We start from the raw sequence: 16,443 nt of genomic DNA on the forward strand, positions 1-16,443 counted from the left end.
CCCCCGTGCCGGAACACCTCTTCTCCTCATAGGACTGGATCGCGGGAGCAGTGCTCGCGCCGACGCCGAGGAGGAGCCATGTCGAAGGCAGCCACAGGACGAAGCGGATCCGCGTCCGCTCCATCGCCAGAGCACGACGAGAAGCCGGACAGCCCGACCGATCTGCAGAAGCGGTCGTGGAAGTACGTCCTGGTCAAGAGCGTCCGGGAGTTCTCCGCCGATCAGTGCATGGACGGCGCCGCGGCCCTCACGTACTACGCGGTGCTCTCGATCTTCCCCGCCATGATCGCCGTCTTCTCGCTGCTCGGCGTGTTCGGCCAGGGCGGGGCCGCCGCCGACGCCGTGCTCGGCATCATCGGCGACGTGGCACCGCCGGAGACCGCGGAAGCTCTCCGCGGTCCCATCGAGCAGATCTCCCAGGCTCCCGGCGCCGGCATCGCGCTCGTGACCGGAATCCTCCTCGCGCTGTGGTCGGCCTCGGGCTATGTCGGGGCGTTCAGCCGGGTGATGAACCGCATCTACGAGATCGAGGAGGGGCGGCCGTTCTGGAAGCTGCGCCCCATGCAGCTGCTCGTCACGCTCATCACCGTCGTCTCGCTGACCATCGTCGCCATCGTGCTCGTGCTCTCCGGAGATGTGGTGTCGGCGCTGGGCGACGCGATCGGCGCCGGCGAGGGCGTGCAACTCGCGTGGAGCATCGCCAAGTGGCCGCTGCTGCTGTTCGTCGTCGTCTTCCTCGTCGCGATGCTCTACTACGCGACCCCGAACGCCAAGCAGCCCAAGTTCCGGTGGATCAGCATGGGTGCCCTCGTGGCGATCGTCGTGCTGGCCGTCGCCACCCTCGGCTTCGTGCTCTACGTCACCACCTTCTCCAACTACGAGCGCACCTACGGATCGATGGCGGGCGTCATCGTGTTCCTGCTGTGGCTGTGGATCGCGAACCTCGCCCTGCTGTTCGGCGCGGAATTCGACGCGGAGCTGGAACGCGGCCGCCAGCTTCAGGCCGGGATCGCCGCCGAGCGCGACATCCAGCTCCCCGCACGCGACACCCGCCAGAGCGACAAGCGGGCGGAGAAGGAGCGGAAGGACATCGAGGAGGGACGGCGCATCCGCGTCGAGAACGACGACGACGGGTCGGAGCCGGAAGGCCGGACGACCAGAGGACGATGACCCGGTCGGGCTATGGTGAGAGCCATGCCCTTCGCGTCGCCTGTGCGGCGCGTTTTTCCTACCCCAGAGGAGCGAACGAAGCGATGTGCAGGCCTGGTCGTCGCGCGCCGATGCGCAGGATGAGCACCGGAAGACCACTTCTCCGCGAGATCGGGATCATCGGAGGGTGGCTCGCGATCGCGGCAGCGCTCGCCGGCTGCACGGCGATCCCCGCCGATGTCGACGGCACCCTCGACAAGGCCCGCGACGGCCAGATCCGGGTCGGGATCACGCACAACCCGCCGTGGACGGACACGACCGATACGTCGGACCCCGCCGGGGTCGAAGTGCGCCTCGTGGAGGAGTTCGCCGAGACGCTGGACGCGACCGTCGTCTGGACCGTCGACAGCGAGGCGAACCTGGCCGAGCGGTTGCACGACCATGCCCTCGACCTGGCCGTCGGCGGGTTCACCGACGACACCCCCTGGGTCGAGAAGGCGGCGATGACCGTCCCGTTCGACGACGCGACGACCGCAGGCGAGACGAAGAAGCACGTGATGCTCACCGTTCTGGGGGAGAACCGGTTCCTCACCACCCTGGAGACCTTCCTGCTCGAACGAGGAGCCGCGCGATGAGGGCTCATCCCGACCTTCCGCCCGCGCAGCAGGACACCCTGCGTCGAGCGATCCGCTACGAGTGGTTCACGCTCGCGTTCCTCGCGGTGGCGATCACCGGCGTCTACCTCGTCATGGGCAGCTCGCAGGCGATGAAGGCCGCGTGGATCGAGGACCTGCTCTCCCTCGCCCCGCCGATCGCCTTCCTCGTCGCCGTCCGCATCATCGCGAAGCCGCCGACCGTCAAATACCCGTACGGGTTCTTCCGCTCCGTCGGTGTGGCCCACCTCGTCGCCGGCGTCGCCCTGTTCGCGATGGGCGCGTTCCTCCTGGTCGATTCCGTCATCGGGCTGGTGAGCGGCGACCGGCCTCCGATCGGGTCGGTCCAGGTGTTCGGACACGTGATCTGGTCGGGCTGGCTGATGATGGGCATGATGGCGCTGACCATTCCGCTGCCGATCTACTTCGGGCGTGTGAAGATGCGCCTGGCCAAGGATCTGCACAACAAGGTCCTCTATGCCGATGCGGACATGAACAAGGCCGACTGGATGACCGCGGCCGGCTCGATCGTCGGGGTCGGCGGGATCGGGCTCGGGCTGTGGTGGGCGGACGCCGCCGCGGCGACCTTCATCGCGGGGAGCATCCTCTGGGACGGGTGGCGCAACACCCGCGCGGCGATCACCGACCTCATGGACACCAGGGCGACGACCTTCGACGACGAGAAGCCGCACCCCGACTCCCACGCCGTGCTGGACCACCTCCGCACCCTGCCCTGGGTCCGCGACGTCGCGGTGCGGACGAGGGATCAAGGCCAGTTCTTCCACGTCGAAGCGTTCATCGTGCCCGTCGACGATGCCCTGCCCTCCCTGGCCGACCTCGACCGCGCGCGCCAGGAGTGCCACGAGCTGGACTGGAAGCTCGTCGACGTCGTCCTCGTGCTCGTGCCCGAACTCGCCGACCATCTGACGCGGCGGGAGGACGAGGACGAGGCATCGTCAGCGCAGGTTCGCCCGTCGCCGCACCCGTAGCAGGGCACCCGCGAGCAGGAGACCGAGCCCGGCCACCGTCAGCGCGCCCGTCATCGGCGTCGGCCCGGAGGCGGCGAGCCCTTCGCCCTCACCGCCGCCCTCGCCGCCTTCCTCGCCGCCGCCGTTGCTCGGCGACTCGACGGGGTCGTAGGTGTTCGTCACGGTCACCGCCACCGGGGTGGTCGCAGCGGCGTCCACCGTCACGGTCGCCGGTTCGATGGTCTGCGCGGCGAGCGTGACCGCGTCGTTGGCGCCGTCCGCGGACTCGCTGACCGTGCAGGTCGCGCCATCCGGCAGCCCGGAGAAGACGACGGGGTCGGCGGCCGTCGCTCCGGCGGGGATCGTGGCGGAGACGACGACGCCGGGTGCCGGGGCGGGCGTGCAGGCCAGGTCGATCGTGATGGCGCCCTGAAGTCCCGCGCCGTCACCGGTGATGATCTTCTGCACGGTGATCTCGCCGGAGGCGTAGGGCGTCGCCCGGACCCCGGCGCGGACCGGGAGCGTCGTCGTCTGCGCGAGGACCAGCTTCTGCGCTGCGGGTCTGTCCGAGGACTCCGGGTCGTAGAGATAGACCGTGCCCTGCGTCAGGGGCACCTGCGCCGTGATCCGGAAGCCGTTCACGGGTGCCGCGGGTCCGGTCCAGCGCGCCCAGAGCTGCGCACCGGACGCGACGGCGGTGCCGACGGGAACGGGCTGGGTTCCGGCCTGATCGAGGAAGACCTCGACGCCCGCGGCGGCGTCGAGCGTGCCGCTGGCGGTGCCCGAGACGGTGAACGGTCCCACGATCGAGCCGTCTTCCGGGATCGTCGTCGTGCCGGGCTCGATGCCGAGCGTCGGCACCGACGGCTCCGGGAGACCTCCGCTGTCCAGCGCATCCTGGACGACAGCGGCCGTGGCGTTCCGGATGGTCGCGGCGGTGCCGGTGGCCAGGACGAATCCGTCACTGAAGTACCAGATCGCGCTCTGCACGGCCGCCACCTGCTGGGCGAGGGTGAGCCCGGAGATCGGGTTGCTCGTGTCGAACGGGAAGTAGTTGGTGAGGATGTAGTTGATGTAGTCGAGGTTGGGCACGTTGGACTCGTCCCACTCGCCGATGTTGTAGCCCGCCCCGACGCCGGTCTCGGTACTGAAATCGATGCAGTACGCCGAAGCCGTCGCCCCCGAGACCGGATCGGCGATGGTGATCAGCTGGGGGCTCACGGCCTCCACGGAGGCCCCGGTCGCCGGATAGGGGCCGGGCGTGGGCCCCAGCGTCGTCAGCTCGCCGGTCACGTTCGTCGGGTACTGCGAGCCGGTGATGGTGACCTGCGTGAAGAAGCCGGCCCGCGGAAGCACCGGATCGGGATCCCACAGAGCCGATGCCGGGGTGGCTCCGAAGAGCACCATCGCCGCAGCGATGGCCGTCGCCAGAAGAGCCCCTGCCGTGCGCGTACGCGATCGCGTCGTCTCGGTGTGCATGGTGTCCCTCGATCTCGCCGATGATCCGAGTGACGGGTTCCCCGACCTGCGACAGCCCGCCGTTGGTCACCGACGATAGGCACAAGCTCCTTCAGCGAAAAGGGGCTGAGCGATGTTCACCCGGGTGAGTCCCGGGATTCTCGCGCAAGCGAGCACCCTCTCGCGCAGCGGAGCGCCCGCCGGGGGAGGGAGTTGGGTGGCAGGCGCTCCGTCGGCCGCAGCGCGACCGGCAAGGCCCCCCCGAGTCGATCGGTGCAGCACGTTCAGGATGAACCATGCGTACGGCCCGCGCAACGGGTGTGTCCGTCAGTGTCCGTGCGCGAGCTGCTGGACGAGCACGACGATGCCGCCGAGCCCGACGAGGATCCCCAGGGCGATGAGCTGCTGCCATCCGCTCACTCCCGTCCGGCGGACGGCGACGTATCCGATGAGTCCTAGGATCGCGACGTAGACGATCGACGCGATGGTCAGCGCCGTCCGCAGCTCGATCCATCCGAGCACGGCGACGAGGAGGACGAGCAGTGGCATCGCCGCCGATCCCAGCGCTGTACCGGTGAGCCGCAGCACATCCCGCAGCTCGGACCCTCGGGGGAAGCTGCCGTGCGCCGCGAGATGGGCGACCAGATCGGCGGCGAAGCCCGCGAGGGCGATGGCGACGATGCCGACGAGCAGAGTCACCGTGGCCTGCAGGGCGCTGGTGTGCTCCACGTTGGAGTTCTGCACGAGCACGATGGCGAGGCCCGTGAAGGTGGCGTACACCCGCTCCTTAATTGCGGCGCGGTCGTGCTCGGGCCGAGCGGCATCGGAGTCCGGCGTGCTCATGGGCGGGATGCTATCAAGACAGCCCTGCAGACCGAAGCGCATCGTCGAGCACCTTCGCGGCGGTCGGGATCGTGGGCCGGCCGTCCTCGATCTCCCAGAGCGTGTTCTGGAGGAGCCGCGCGCTCGTCCAGCGGGCCGCGCATGCGCGGTCGAGGTGGAGCATGTTGGAGAGGATGTCGAACCGACGACGCACGATGCGTGCCGCATCGGCGGTACGCGGGTCCCGGCTCCATCCACTGTCCAGAGCCGGCCACAGATCGAAGCCCGCGTCGCCGATGAGCGGCTCGGGGTCGATCGCCAGCCACGGCTCGCGCTCCGCGCCGAGGACATTGCCGAAGTGCAGGTCCCAGTGCAGAAACCGGCTGCCGGGCATCGCAGCGACGTCCGCGACGAGGTGCAGCCACCGGTCGAATCGTCGTCGGTCCTCGCCCGACAGCAGCACCGCCGCTCCCGTCGCATCGTTCAGCATCTGCGACACCACCGCCTCCAGGCGCGGAAGACCTGGCGGCGGGTCGACGCGGTGCAGGCGTTCGAGAAGGGAACCGACGACGCGCGTGGCATCGTCGTCCTCCATCGCCTCGAGGCTGCGCTCGGCATCGAGACGTTCGAGGAGCATCGCGCCTTGATCGGGGGCACTCGCGAGGAGCCGGACGATGGCTCGCCCGTCCCACCGCCCCAGCCCGACGACCGCCGCGTCGAACTCCGGCCCCGGCTGCTCCACCTTCACCACGGCGATGAGACCGTCCGTCCGCCGGACCGGGACGACGATCCCCGCTTCTCCGGACCGGAGGGGCCCGTCCGGAGAGAGACTCCACCTGTTCAGGACCTCCGCGGCGCGCGCATGCAGCGCTTCCTCGTGCGCCACGTCAGTCCAGGCGCGCGGACAGCTCCGCCGTGATCCGCGAGACCTGGGTCCGCGCCTCCGCCAATCGCCCGACCTCCTCGTCGAGCCCGGACCGCATGGACGGCGAGGCGCCGTGTGCGCGAGCGAGCTGCAGGTTGGCGCGGAGGTTCAGGGAGGCACCCGAGAGGCCGGCCTCCAGGGCCTCCGTCGCGACGGCGAGGTCCACGGCGAGGTGCGGGTTGCCGCGCGACGCGAGAGTGCGCGCCTCCGCGACCAGGGTGATACCGATGCGGCCGAGGCGCGCGACGGACGCAGCGGCGTCGAGGGCGGCGTTCCGCACCCTCTCCTCCCGTGCCGGGTCCTCCGGTGCCAGTGCGAGCGCGGCACCGAAGCCAGCCGACACCACGCCGTCCGCCTCGACGGCCTGCAGGAGCTCCGCGCGCACGGGGTCGAGGCGGCCGGTGCTCTCGGCGACAGCAGGATCCTCGCGGGTGTATCCGGCGACCATGCCCATCAGTGCCGCGGCCAGGCCGAGCATGACCCCCGACGCCGCACCTCCACCAGGCGAACCGGTGGGCTGACTGAGCGCGTCGAGCCAGGCGTCCATCGGGCGGGACGTCGGGATGTCGGCAGAATCCGTCATGCCGGTCAGACTATCCGTGGGAAGGATGCAGTATGACGGCGGATCAGCGAGCGGTCCTCCGTGATCGGGCGCCGCGTCTCGCACGACTCCGGATGCATGCGTCTCTACGATGGACTCGTGCAGCTCGTCGACACCCTCTCCGTCGTCGGCGAGGTGCTGTCCTGGATCGGCCTCGGTATCGGCGTGCCGCTCCTCATCGTGGCCCTGCTGATCCGGCTCGTCGAGGGGCAGTGGATCCCCGTCGAGATCGCCGTGATCGATCGGGACGGCCGCCGCACCGCTCGCTGGTTCGCGGCCGGCGACTTCCACGAGAGACCGCTGCGCCGCAGCGAGCCCACGGCCGCCACCGATGGATGGCTCGACGGGTTCCACAGCTCGAACGACCCGGCCCGCATCCGGATCGGTGAGCCGCCGCATCTGCGCCGGGTCCTGCGGACCGTCGGGGTCGTCTTCGCCGCGGTCGGTGCCGTCGGCCTGATCGTGTCCTTCCTCCCGCTGGTCCTCTGACGTCGCGCGCGGAAGCCTCACGCCGTCGACGGTCGCTGCGAGGATGACCGGCGGAACGATTCCAGCGCCGTGCGATACGTGGCGGCGTCGTTCCGTACCTCATCGGTGACCAGGAGGGCGCGAGGACCGATCTGCCGGACGTACACCCCGCGGCACGGCAGCGTCACCACCTTCCCGAGGCCCCGACGCCAGGCGTCGGCGAGAGTCGCCACGTCCCGGTGTTCAGGGCTGTCCGCGAGTGTCGTGCGGTTCGTCGCGAGGTGCGCGTCGGAGCCACGCCGCTCCCATTCGCGGTAGGCCGCGTCGCCGAAGACATCGTCTCCGAACTCATCCCGCGCCGTGGGGCCGACGAGCTGGCCGAGCAGCGTCTCCCGCTCATCCGGACCCATCGTCGGATCGAGGGCGCGGTCGAACAACGTCCGATCCGGCTCCGTCGCGGCGTGCGCGACAGCCTTGTCCCAGATCCGGGGCCAGACCTCCGCCCAGTGATCACGGGTCTGCGCGTCCACGGGCCGCTCCGCCTCCGCTGGCCGGTCGACCAGGAGCGGCGGGAGCGCGTCGTCGACGGGGACCAGCCCGTGCGCCTCCCGGACCCAGAGCAGTTCGAGCAGGGCGTGAGGGCGATCGTCGACGGTGATGATCATGTCGTGCGGCCACGGGTCCCCCGGCATCGGGGTCATCGATCGCATGCGCCCTCCGATCCCCTCGTCGACTGACCGCCGCCGCGGAGCACCGGGCCGACGACCCCTCACAACGCGCCGACGTCCTCGTCATGTTCGGTGTTCATCGGCCCCCTCCCCCGGCTCGCCCCTCATCTTCGCATCCTCCGATCGCGAGGAGCCGTGGTCACCGAGAACGACGCTTTCGTCGCGCGATCAGGCTGTGGCTAGGATCGCCCCGTGAGCCAGATCATCCCGTCACCTCGTCGCCGAGCCTTCGGATGTGGGGTCGCGGCCACCGTCGTGGCGCTCGTCGGGATCCTGCCGACCGCGATCGTCTTCGTCCTGGCGGGGACGGCGGACCCGAACTACGGATGGCTGTTGTTCCTCACGCTGCCGCTCGCGGTCCTCTTCGGTGGCACCGCCCTCATCCTCGGCGTCATCGGGCTCGTCTTCGCCCGTGCCGACCGCGTCGGCTACGCGTGGCCGGTCGCGGGAACCGTGCTGGGGGCCGTGTCGGTCCTTCCCGCCGCCGCGTTCCTCATGGGTGGCTGAGCCGCCGCGAGCCGGGTGTCAACCAGCCCCAACAACCCTCGCCCTCACTGCTTCCTGAAAGAGAGCCCTCGTGCGCCGGAACCCGCCCGCCAACAGACTGATGCTCGCGATGGCTGTGGCCCTGGCGGCGTTCTTCGTCTGGGGGACACTCGTGCGTCCCCTGGTCGAGGGCGAGCCGCCTGTGGCGACATCGCTGGTATTCGCGACGGGGGTACTGCTCGCGGGTCTGATCATCTGGATCGTGCTCGGACGCATCCAACGACTGCAGCGCACCCAGCGGCGAGCACTGCGGGAGCGCGAGCCGCAGGCGCGAGCCTTCGGCTCCTACGCGCTCAACGGTGTTGCAGCCTACCTGTCACGTGCGATCCCCCTCCTCGCACTCGGCCCCGCCCCCCGCGGCCTGTTGACGGCGAGCCCCACGGGCGTCATCGACCCTTCGGGGTTCCGGGTGGTCCGCGGCGGGGACCGTCTCCTCACCGCATACAGCGTGCCGCGGGATCGGATCCAGGGCGTGACGAGAGGTGCCATCCAGGAGGGCGCCTTCCTCTACCCGACCCTCGAGATCGTGGTCTCGCAGGGAGCGGGACAGGCCACGATCCCGGTCCCGGTGACCAGGGACGACGCGCCGCTTCGCCGGGAGTCACCGGACGGCATGGACCGTTTGATCTCTGACGCGGCACGCATCTGGGGCGTTCCGGTGCTCGGCGACGGCGCCTGACGCGAGCGACTCCGCGACCGGAATCGACGCGCGAGCGCGGGCCGGTAGAGTACGGGAAACAGGGGGGAACATTTTGTCTGACGAGTCCATGGCGCAACGGCGCGACTACAACCCCGGACCGCGAGTGGGGATCACCTTCTCCACCTTCGACTTGCTGCACGCAGGGCACATCATGATGCTCGCCGAGGCGAAGCGGCAGTGCGACTACCTCATCGTCGGCCTGCAGATGGATCCGACCCTGGACCGCCCGGAGAAGAACGCGCCGACGCAGACGGTCGTGGAGCGCTACATCCAGCTTCGCGGCTGTCAGCACGTGGATGAGATCGTGCCGTACTCGACGGAGCAGGACCTCGAGGACATCCTTCGGTCCTTCAAGCTCGATGTGCGCATCGTCGGGGATGAGTACCGCGATCGGGACTTCACCGGCCGCGCGTACTGCGAGGAGAGTGGCATCGAGCTCTACTTCAACAGCCGAGACCATCGGTTCTCCAGCTCGGGCCTCCGGAGGATCGTCGCGGAGAAGGAAGCGGAGCGCGCCGCGGGTCACTGACCCGCGTTCTGCCTGTGGCGACCTCCGGTCATCGAACTCCGCGAAGAACAGGTGACGGATGCGCACATCGACAGCGTGGGGGTTGATCGCAGCGATGACCGCGGTCTCGCTCGTCGCCCTCGGCGTCGTCATGACCTACCGCTTCGCGACTCCGCTCGTCGATCCTGCCCCGCCGACGCCGGACTACGGGGTCCAAGCGCTCGTCGCCGGCGTGACGATGGCGGCAGTGGTGGTGGGTGGCCTCGGCGCGGGCGTGTACGCGACGAAACGCCAGGTCGCCCGAGGTCGCGTCGTCGGTTGGACGGCCGCCGCGATGCTCGCGGGCACCGTCCTGGGAGCGGTTCTGGCCTTCGTCCTGAGCGCACGCTGAGGTTCGGGCTCCCGCGATCTCTGCCGGAACACGAAGGATGCCCCTGCGTCTTATCTCACGCCCGCCTCACGAGATCACGGTGCCTGAACCCGCACGTCGCGAGCGACCCCATCAAGCTGCGCCGCCGCGTCGAGGAACCGCCGAACAGTGCGTCGCCCCGAACCTGGTGCGGCGCCACACGGCGTGGCGCCGCACCACGGACTCAGAAGTCCCAGTCGTCGTCTTCCGTGGCCTCGGCCTTGCCGATGCCGTAGCCCAGGTTCATCCAAGGTGAGCGAAGAGGACATCGACCTCGTGAAGATCCTCGCGGTCGCTGTTCGACCACTCACGACGGTCGAAGTCGTCGTCCGGGTCGGGCTCCCATACTTCATTCAACCGCTCCCGGACTCTCTCTTGCACGTCCACAAATTCGACCGGGAAAGACTCGAGTACGCTCTGCAAAGCGTGGAGCAATTCAAAATCCGAATCGTACCCGTCCCTGTCGGGATCATCGAGGGCCCATTCGATGCTCTCGACAAGCATGGCTTCGAGATGTGACTCCACCCCAGACTCGCATTCGCGCTCAAACTCGTGAGCCGCTGAGATGTCGTGCATCCCAATCTCATCATCGACCCATACTCGGCGAACTTCCGTGGCGAGAATCTCCGCCTCACTCGCAGTCAGCAACGGCTCAAGCGCCCAGTACGCCCGAATACGCGCGTCAACATCTGACTCCTCACGCATGAAATCATGCGTGAGCTTCAGTATGTCGGTTGTCGCGCTAACCCGACCCCTGTGAGCATGATCATCCAGAACGCCCATGCCCATGGCAACGAGCCGTAGACCGTCTAGTCCTCGAGACCGCCTCAGAATCGGCACGAAGAACTCATCGACTGCTCCCAAAAGAGCCACCCGGCTTGGAACCTCAAGATCCTGCCACGGCCTGGAGGCGCGGATTCCCTTGCCACTCAGCATTGCGAAGAGGACTGCGATCGATGAAGGTTCTGCTGATTGCAGGTGCGCCCTGAAAGCTCGAAGATCTGAAAAGAGTCGCGATAGTAGAAAGTCTCTGATGCTTGGGTTTTTTGCCGAGAACTCATATTCTCCGAACGCGTCTCGGTCAACATCAATAAAAATACCCTCGAGGACGTCTACGTCAGAGTCAGTTACCACCGTAGATTCACCCCACGCCGATAAAACCGATTGCGCAGTCGCACTTGCACTTGCCTTGGAAGTATCCGTCAACCCGACACAGATCGCTAACGCCAGCGCTCTCTGGGCACTGGAGAGCTCCACCTCGTACACACTGTTCCACAAGGCAGAGGGCGAGTTCAGCGAACTCAACATGAACTCCGCAAACCCTGCGCCCTTCGACCCACCCCCAAGTGCTTGAGCAGCGGACACAATCGACTCGATCAGACGAGGATTGTAGTTGGGGTGCCTAATCACTCGGAGATAGGCGCGATTGCGGATAATACTTCGCCTAGCGGCCTGCCCTAGCCCGGAGTAGTAAATATGATTGAACAGGATATGTCCGCGTTGAAACGCGTTGTACGTACTGACATCTACAACAACGTTTGAATCGAGAACGCGGGCAGTTCGCAACTTACTATAGGTGCTTTGAGCTGCAGTCAGGATGTACTGACGCGTGGTCAGAATCATCTTGTGTGATTTCGAATCGCGTAGTCGCTGCGCTAGTAAGTCGAGGGAGTGATCCTCACCCTTCGACAGCTTCTCCATAAGGCTTGTTTGACCGAGAAAGTCGTCGTACAGAAACAGCTGCTTCGCACCGGGCTGCCACACGTTCTCTATCTCCGAGGCATTCCGAACGTCGAAGACCTCGTAGCCGTCCGCAGCATATGTCAGAGCTACCGATTCTGCGAGTGTAGTCTTCCCCACCCCGGGAGGACCGGTGATGATCGACATCCCGTACTTCCCTAGCGATTCGTGCACGAACTGAGTCGCGTCACTCGTAACGAATAGTCTCGCCCGCCTTGCGGCGCGCTCGAGAAAATATCGTTGCCGCTCGTATACTGCATGATGCAAAACAGTCTTTAGCACCGCCAGGCTCGAAACGTATAGCTTCACGTGCAGGCGCTCAACCTCACCGTGACGATCGAGAAGGTTCTCGAGATCCTCACATGCAAGAATGTGCTCTTGCCGCAGCTTCTGTTTCCCAAATATTGCGGCGATTGTAGCTTTCGCTCCCGGGCTCGCGCGCGCTGTTGTCGCTAGCCAGTACTCGCCAAGGTCGCTTGAAGCCACCTTTCTAGCTTCACGCTCCAGCTTCGACTTAAGCTGAAGGAGCGTTCGTCCCGGCGAGTGCTTACACTGGACGGTACGCAGTGCGCCAGCGCGCAGAAGCCGGACGTCGACCCCACCATCCGGCCCAGGAGAGAACGACTCGAGCCTCTCCTTCCATTCGGCTTGAAGAAGGTCCCTAACTAGACGCTCAAAGTCGTATGAAGAGAGCGATTCATATGCGCGCAATTCCGCACCCGCGGTTCCTCAGAAGTCCCAGTCGTCGTCTTCCGTGGCCTCGGCCTTGCCGATGACGTAGGACGAGCCCGACCCACTGAAGAAGTCGTGGTTCTCGTCCGCGTTCGGGGAGAGCGCCGACAGGATCGCCGGGTTCACGTTGGTGACGCTGGAGGGGAACATCGCCTCGTAGCCCAGGTTCATGAGGGCCTTGTTGGCGTTGTAGTGCAGGAACTTCTTGACGTCCTCGGTCAGGCCGACGCCGTCGTAGAGGTCCTGCGTGTACTGCACCTCGTTGTCGTAGAGCTCGTAGAGCAGGGAGAACGTGTAGTCCTTGAGCTCGTCCTTGCGCGCCTGGTCGGCCGTCTCGAGTCCGCGCTGGAACTTGTAGCCGATGTAGTACCCGTGCACGGCCTCGTCGCGGATGATGAGGCGGATGAGGTCGGCCGTGTTCGTCAGCTTCGCCTTCGAGGACCAGTAGATCGGCAGGTAGAAGCCCGAGTAGAACAGGAACGACTCCAGCAGCGTGGAGGCGACCTTGCGCTTGAGGGGGTCGTCTCCCTGGTAGTAGTCCATGATGATCTGCGCCTTCTTCTGAAGGTTCGCATTCTCCGTGGACCAGCGGAACGCCTCGTCGATCTCCTTCGTCGACGCGAGCGTCGAGAAGATCGAGGAGTAGCTCTTCGCGTGCACCGACTCCATGAACGCGATGTTCGTGTAGACGGCCTCCTCGTGAGGCGTGATCGCGTCGGGGATCAGCGACACCGCGCCGACGGTGCCCTGGATCGTGTCGAGGAGCGTGAGCCCGGTGAACACCCGCATGGTGAGCAGCTGCTCGTCGGGGGTGAGCGTGTTCCACGACTGCACGTCGTTCGACAGCGGCACCTTCTCCGGCAGCCAGAAATTGTTCACCAGACGGTTCCAGACCTCGAGGTCCTTGTCGTCCTGGATGCGGTTCCAGTTGATCGCCTGCACGCTGGAGACCAGCTTGAGCGGGGAGTGAGGAGTCATTCTTGTCCTAGTTCCTGGGTCACTGAGCCTGTCGAAGTGTCAGAGCATGCACGAGACGCACTCGGTCATGTCGGTGCCCTCGAGCGCCAGCTGACGCAGACGGATGTAGTAGATCGTCTTGATGCCCTTGCGCCATGCGTAGATCTGGGCCTTGTTGATGTCGCGCGTGGTGGCGGTGTCCTTGAAGAACAGCGTCAGCGACAGACCCTGGTCGACGTGCTGCGTGGCCGCGGCGTACGTGTCGATGACCTTCTCGTAGCCGATCTCGTACGCGTCCTGGTAGTACTCCAGGTTGTCGTTCGTCATGAACGCCGCCGGGTAGTAGACGCGACCGAGCTTGCCTTCCTTGCGGATCTCGATCTTCGAGGCGATCGGGTGGATCGAGGAGGTCGAGTTGTTGATGTAGGAGATCGAGCCCGTCGGTGGCACGGCCTGCAGGTTCTGGTTGTAGATGCCGTGCTCCTGGATCGACGCCTTGAGCTGGACCCAGTCCTCCTGCGTCGGGATGTGCTTGCCCGCGAAGAGCTCCTTGACCTTCTCGGTCTCCGGCACCCACGCCCGGTCGATGTACTTGTCGAAGAACTCGCCGGACGCGTAGGTGGAGTCGGCGAACCCGTCGAACGTCGTGCCGCGCTCGATCGCGAGCTGGTTCGAGGCGCGCAGCGCGTGGAACAGCACGGTGTAGAAGTAGATGTTCGTGAAGTCGACACCCTCCTCCGAGCCGTAGAACACGTGCTCGCGGGCGAGGTAGCCGTGCAGGTTCATCTGGCCGAGGCCGATCGCGTGCGACCGGTCGTTGCCGTCCTCGATCGAACGGACCGAGCCGATGTGGCTCTGGTCGCTGACCGCGGTGAGCGCGCGGATCGCGGTCTCGACCGTCTGGCCGAGGTCGTCGGCGTCCATCGACAGCGCGATGTTCATCGAGCCGAGGTTGCAGGAGATGTCCTTGCCGATCTCCTTGTACGACAGGTCGTCGTTGTAGGTGGTCGGCGTGTTCACCTGCAGGATCTCGCTGCAGAGGTTGGACATGTTGATGCGCCCCTTGATGGGGTTGGCCTTGTTGACCGTGTCCTCGAACATGACGTACGGGTAGCCGGACTCGAACTGGATCTCGGCGACGGTCTGGAAGAACTCGCGCGCGTTGATCTTGGTCTTCTTGATGCGCGGGTCGTCGACCATCTCGCGGTACTTCTCGGTGACCGAGATGTCGCCGAACGGAACGCCGTAGACCTTCTCCACGTCGTACGGCGAGAACAGGTACATGTCCTCGTCGTTCTTGGCGAGCTCGAACGTGATGTCCGGCACCACGACGCCGAGCGACAGCGTCTTGATGCGGATCTTCTCGTCGGCGTTCTCGCGCTTGGTGTCGAGGAAGCGCATGATGTCGGGGTGGTGGGCGTTGAGGTACACCGCACCCGCACCCTGACGCGCGCCGAGCTGGTTGGCGTAGCTGAAGCTGTCTTCGAGGAGCTTCATGACGGGGATGATGCCCGAGGACTGGTTCTCGATCTGCTTGATCGGGGCACCCGACTCGCGGATGTTCGACAGCAGCAGGGCCACGCCGCCGCCGCGCTTGGAGAGCTGCAGCGCGGAGTTGATGCCGCGGGCGATCGACTCCATGTTGTCCTCGATGCGCAGCAGGAAGCAGCTGACGAGCTCGCCGCGCTGCGCCTTGCCCGCGTTGAGGAAGGTCGGGGTGGCCGGCTGGAAGCGACCGGAGATGATCTCTTCGACGAGGTTCACGGCGAGCTTCTCGTCGCCGTCCGCGAGGGCGAGCGCGGTCATCACGACGCGGTCCTCGAAGCGCTCGAGGTAGCGCTTGCCGTCGAACGTCTTCAGCGTGTAGCTCGTGTAGTACTTGAACGCGCCGAGGAACGTCTCGAAGCGGAACTTCTTCGAGTAGGCGAGGTCGTTGAGCTTCTGCACGAAGTCGAACGAGTACTTCTCGATGACGGCGCCCTCGTAGTACTCCTTCTCCACGAGGTAGTCCAGGCGCTCCTTGAGCGAGTGGAAGAACACCGTGTTCTGGTTCACGTGCTGCAGGAAGTACTCCCGCGCGGCGCGCTTGTCGGCGTCGAACTGGATCTTCCCGTTCGCGTCGTACAGGTTCAGCATCGCGTTGAGGGCGTGGTAGTCCAGACCCTCGTATGCGGGGTTCACCTTGAATGCCACTGTCTCGGTCACTGAAGATTCCACCGTCGTTCCAATCCGTCGCTCACGCGATCCACGTCGTCCTGTGTGCCGAAGATCTCGAGCCGATACAAGTGAGGCACGTGGCACTTGCGGCTGATGATGTCGCCGGCGAGGCAGAACGCGTCGCCGAAGTTGGTGTTGCCCGCGGAGATGACCCCGCGGATGTGACGCCGGTTGCGCTCGTCGTTGAGGAACCGGATCACCTGCTTGGGCACGGCCCCCTTCTCGACCCCGCGCCCGGCACCTCCGCCGTAGGTGGGGGTGACCAGGACGAAGGGCTCGTCGACGACGAGGTCCTCTTCGTTCCGGTGGAGGGGGATGCGTCGGGCGGGAAGCCCGAGCTTCTCGATGAAGCGCGCGGTGTTACCCGACACGCTCGAGAAGTAGACCAGGAGCGGCGCAGCGGTCGCGACGGCGCTCATAGCTCTCTCCTTGGGTTCCTGAGCCTGTCGAAGGGCCGGGTCGGTGAGCCTGTCGGACTACGCCAGGCGGGACGCGAGCTCGTCGATCTTGTCGGGACGGAAGCCCGACCAGTGGTCCTCGTCGGTGACGACGACGGGAGCCTGCATGTAGCCGAGCGCCTTGACCTGCTCCAGCGCCGTCGGGTCCTCCGACAGGTCGTGGATCTCGTACTCGATGCCCTTGGCATCCAGGGCACGGTAGGTCGCGTTGCACTGGACGCAGGAAGGCTTGGTGTACACCGTGATCGACATCTGAACCCCTCAAATCTCTGGTTTCTCCGGCAGACCTCCGCCGGGATCTCAATACTACATATAGGGACGGACATTCGGTGCGACCACAAGGGGTAGTAGTTACATCCGTGTAGTTTTTCCACCGCTCTCTACAGATACAACACAGGTTGTCC

18 protein-coding genes are annotated in these 16,443 nt (G+C 66.1%); 8 read left to right on the top strand and 10 right to left on the bottom strand.

Features of this window, described 5'->3' with window-relative positions; all coding sequences use genetic code 11:
• Positions 1–78 precede the first annotated feature (78 nt).
• The 3 genes from AC3B5L_RS14640 (at position 79) to AC3B5L_RS14650 (ending at position 2,791) form a co-directional block, all read left to right on the top strand.
• Positions 79–1,170: a YihY/virulence factor BrkB family protein gene (locus AC3B5L_RS14640; RefSeq protein WP_187662396.1), complete on the top strand. Its 1,092-nt coding sequence runs from the start codon at positions 79–81 to the stop codon at positions 1,168–1,170.
• A gap of 119 nt (positions 1,171–1,289) precedes the next feature.
• Positions 1,290–1,784, top strand: coding sequence for a transporter substrate-binding domain-containing protein (locus tag AC3B5L_RS14645; RefSeq protein WP_490095918.1), 495 nt, complete (start codon positions 1,290–1,292; stop codon positions 1,782–1,784).
• On the top strand, positions 1,781–2,791 hold the full coding sequence (locus AC3B5L_RS14650; protein WP_259954052.1) for a cation efflux transmembrane domain-containing protein: 1,011 nt from the start codon (positions 1,781–1,783) through the stop codon (positions 2,789–2,791). Before AC3B5L_RS14645 ends, AC3B5L_RS14650 begins: the two co-directional genes overlap by 4 nt.
• On the opposite strand, the gene AC3B5L_RS14655 is transcribed toward AC3B5L_RS14650, so the two are convergent.
• The 4 genes from AC3B5L_RS14655 to AC3B5L_RS14670 form a co-directional block, all read right to left on the bottom strand.
• On the bottom strand, positions 2,759–4,249 hold the full coding sequence (locus AC3B5L_RS14655) for a thioester domain-containing protein (RefSeq protein ID WP_280568108.1): 1,491 nt from the start codon (positions 4,247–4,249) through the stop codon (positions 2,759–2,761). The genes AC3B5L_RS14650 and AC3B5L_RS14655 overlap by 33 nt on opposite strands.
• 306 nt (positions 4,250–4,555) lie before the next feature.
• Positions 4,556–5,071 (bottom strand): hypothetical protein, encoded by a 516-nt coding sequence (locus AC3B5L_RS14660; protein WP_280568104.1) that lies wholly within the window; start codon positions 5,069–5,071, stop codon positions 4,556–4,558.
• A gap of 13 nt (positions 5,072–5,084) precedes the next feature.
• Positions 5,085–5,936 (bottom strand): aminoglycoside phosphotransferase family protein, encoded by an 852-nt coding sequence (locus tag AC3B5L_RS14665; protein WP_490095919.1) that lies wholly within the window; start codon positions 5,934–5,936, stop codon positions 5,085–5,087.
• 1 nt (position 5,937) lies between these two features.
• Positions 5,938–6,558 (bottom strand): cyclodeaminase/cyclohydrolase family protein, encoded by a 621-nt coding sequence (locus tag AC3B5L_RS14670; protein ID WP_363446573.1) that lies wholly within the window; start codon positions 6,556–6,558, stop codon positions 5,938–5,940.
• 96 nt (positions 6,559–6,654) lie between these two features.
• Here AC3B5L_RS14670 and AC3B5L_RS14675 point away from each other — a divergent pair, with 96 nt between their 5' ends.
• A complete protein-coding gene (locus tag AC3B5L_RS14675) occupies positions 6,655–7,065 on the top strand; it encodes a hypothetical protein (RefSeq protein ID WP_490095920.1) in 411 nt (136 codons plus the stop codon).
• A gap of 17 nt (positions 7,066–7,082) precedes the next feature.
• On the opposite strand, the gene AC3B5L_RS14680 is transcribed toward AC3B5L_RS14675, so the two are convergent.
• The gene (locus AC3B5L_RS14680) at positions 7,083–7,754 is read right to left on the bottom strand and encodes a hypothetical protein (RefSeq protein ID WP_490095921.1); all 672 of its coding nucleotides are present in this window, start codon (positions 7,752–7,754) and stop codon (positions 7,083–7,085) included.
• A gap of 210 nt (positions 7,755–7,964) precedes the next feature.
• Here AC3B5L_RS14680 and AC3B5L_RS14685 point away from each other — a divergent pair, with 210 nt between their 5' ends.
• The 4 genes from AC3B5L_RS14685 (at position 7,965) to AC3B5L_RS14700 (ending at position 9,917) form a co-directional block, all read left to right on the top strand.
• Complete coding sequence (locus AC3B5L_RS14685) at positions 7,965–8,279, top strand: hypothetical protein (protein ID WP_370428581.1); 315 nt, start codon at positions 7,965–7,967, stop codon at positions 8,277–8,279.
• A gap of 109 nt (positions 8,280–8,388) precedes the next feature.
• Positions 8,389–8,997, top strand: a complete 609-nt coding sequence (locus tag AC3B5L_RS14690) for a hypothetical protein (protein WP_370428580.1) — start codon at positions 8,389–8,391, stop codon at positions 8,995–8,997.
• 73 nt (positions 8,998–9,070) lie between these two features.
• Positions 9,071–9,547, top strand: coding sequence for an adenylyltransferase/cytidyltransferase family protein (locus tag AC3B5L_RS14695; RefSeq protein ID WP_259954064.1), 477 nt, complete (start codon positions 9,071–9,073; stop codon positions 9,545–9,547).
• A 58-nt stretch (positions 9,548–9,605) separates the two neighbouring features.
• Complete coding sequence (locus tag AC3B5L_RS14700; RefSeq protein WP_259962771.1) at positions 9,606–9,917, top strand: hypothetical protein; 312 nt, start codon at positions 9,606–9,608, stop codon at positions 9,915–9,917.
• 261 nt (positions 9,918–10,178) lie between these two features.
• Here the strand turns inward: AC3B5L_RS14700 and AC3B5L_RS14705 are convergent, their stop codons facing one another.
• From AC3B5L_RS14705 to nrdH, 5 genes are read right to left on the bottom strand one after another with little or no spacing between them, the layout of a single operon-like run.
• A complete protein-coding gene (locus tag AC3B5L_RS14705; protein WP_366237462.1) occupies positions 10,179–12,386 on the bottom strand; it encodes an nSTAND3 domain-containing NTPase in 2,208 nt (735 codons plus the stop codon).
• An 18-nt stretch (positions 12,387–12,404) separates the two neighbouring features.
• Positions 12,405–13,385, bottom strand: coding sequence for a class 1b ribonucleoside-diphosphate reductase subunit beta (gene nrdF / locus AC3B5L_RS14710; protein WP_060922463.1), 981 nt, complete (start codon positions 13,383–13,385; stop codon positions 12,405–12,407).
• A 39-nt stretch (positions 13,386–13,424) separates the two neighbouring features.
• Complete coding sequence (nrdE, locus tag AC3B5L_RS14715; protein ID WP_060922464.1) at positions 13,425–15,569, bottom strand: class 1b ribonucleoside-diphosphate reductase subunit alpha; 2,145 nt, start codon at positions 15,567–15,569, stop codon at positions 13,425–13,427.
• The gene (gene nrdI, locus AC3B5L_RS14720; protein ID WP_060922465.1) at positions 15,566–16,000 is read right to left on the bottom strand and encodes a class Ib ribonucleoside-diphosphate reductase assembly flavoprotein NrdI; all 435 of its coding nucleotides are present in this window, start codon (positions 15,998–16,000) and stop codon (positions 15,566–15,568) included. Before nrdI ends, nrdE begins: the two co-directional genes overlap by 4 nt.
• A 57-nt stretch (positions 16,001–16,057) precedes the next feature.
• Positions 16,058–16,291, bottom strand: coding sequence for a glutaredoxin-like protein NrdH (gene nrdH, locus AC3B5L_RS14725; protein WP_017202656.1), 234 nt, complete (start codon positions 16,289–16,291; stop codon positions 16,058–16,060).
• Between the last annotated feature and the right edge of the window lie 152 nt (positions 16,292–16,443).

The sequence above is a fragment of the Microbacterium sp. C-MGS6 genome (assembly GCF_058140415.1).

What these genes read in the sequence shown, in the direction of transcription:
- nrdI (WP_060922465.1), bottom strand. Translation starts at nt 16,000, where the DNA reads ATGAGCGCCGTCGCGACCGCTGCGCCGCTCCTGGTCTACTTCTCGAGC.
- AC3B5L_RS14660 (WP_280568104.1), bottom strand. Translation starts at nt 5,071, where the DNA reads ATGAGCACGCCGGACTCCGATGCCGCTCGGCCCGAGCACGACCGCGCC.
- AC3B5L_RS14670 (WP_363446573.1), bottom strand. Translation starts at nt 6,558, where the DNA reads ATGACGGATTCTGCCGACATCCCGACGTCCCGCCCGATGGACGCCTGG.
- AC3B5L_RS14690 (WP_370428580.1), top strand. Translation starts at nt 8,389, where the DNA reads ATGGCTGTGGCCCTGGCGGCGTTCTTCGTCTGGGGGACACTCGTGCGT.
- AC3B5L_RS14650 (WP_259954052.1), top strand. Translation starts at nt 1,781, where the DNA reads ATGAGGGCTCATCCCGACCTTCCGCCCGCGCAGCAGGACACCCTGCGT.
- AC3B5L_RS14680 (WP_490095921.1), bottom strand. Translation starts at nt 7,754, where the DNA reads ATGCGATCGATGACCCCGATGCCGGGGGACCCGTGGCCGCACGACATG.
- AC3B5L_RS14700 (WP_259962771.1), top strand. Translation starts at nt 9,606, where the DNA reads ATGCGCACATCGACAGCGTGGGGGTTGATCGCAGCGATGACCGCGGTC.
- nrdF (WP_060922463.1), bottom strand. Translation starts at nt 13,385, where the DNA reads ATGACTCCTCACTCCCCGCTCAAGCTGGTCTCCAGCGTGCAGGCGATC.
- nrdH (WP_017202656.1), bottom strand. Translation starts at nt 16,291, where the DNA reads ATGTCGATCACGGTGTACACCAAGCCTTCCTGCGTCCAGTGCAACGCG.
- AC3B5L_RS14645 (WP_490095918.1), top strand. Translation starts at nt 1,290, where the DNA reads ATGAGCACCGGAAGACCACTTCTCCGCGAGATCGGGATCATCGGAGGG.
- AC3B5L_RS14655 (WP_280568108.1), bottom strand. Translation starts at nt 4,249, where the DNA reads ATGCACACCGAGACGACGCGATCGCGTACGCGCACGGCAGGGGCTCTT.
- AC3B5L_RS14675 (WP_490095920.1), top strand. Translation starts at nt 6,655, where the DNA reads ATGCGTCTCTACGATGGACTCGTGCAGCTCGTCGACACCCTCTCCGTC.
- AC3B5L_RS14640 (WP_187662396.1), top strand. Translation starts at nt 79, where the DNA reads ATGTCGAAGGCAGCCACAGGACGAAGCGGATCCGCGTCCGCTCCATCG.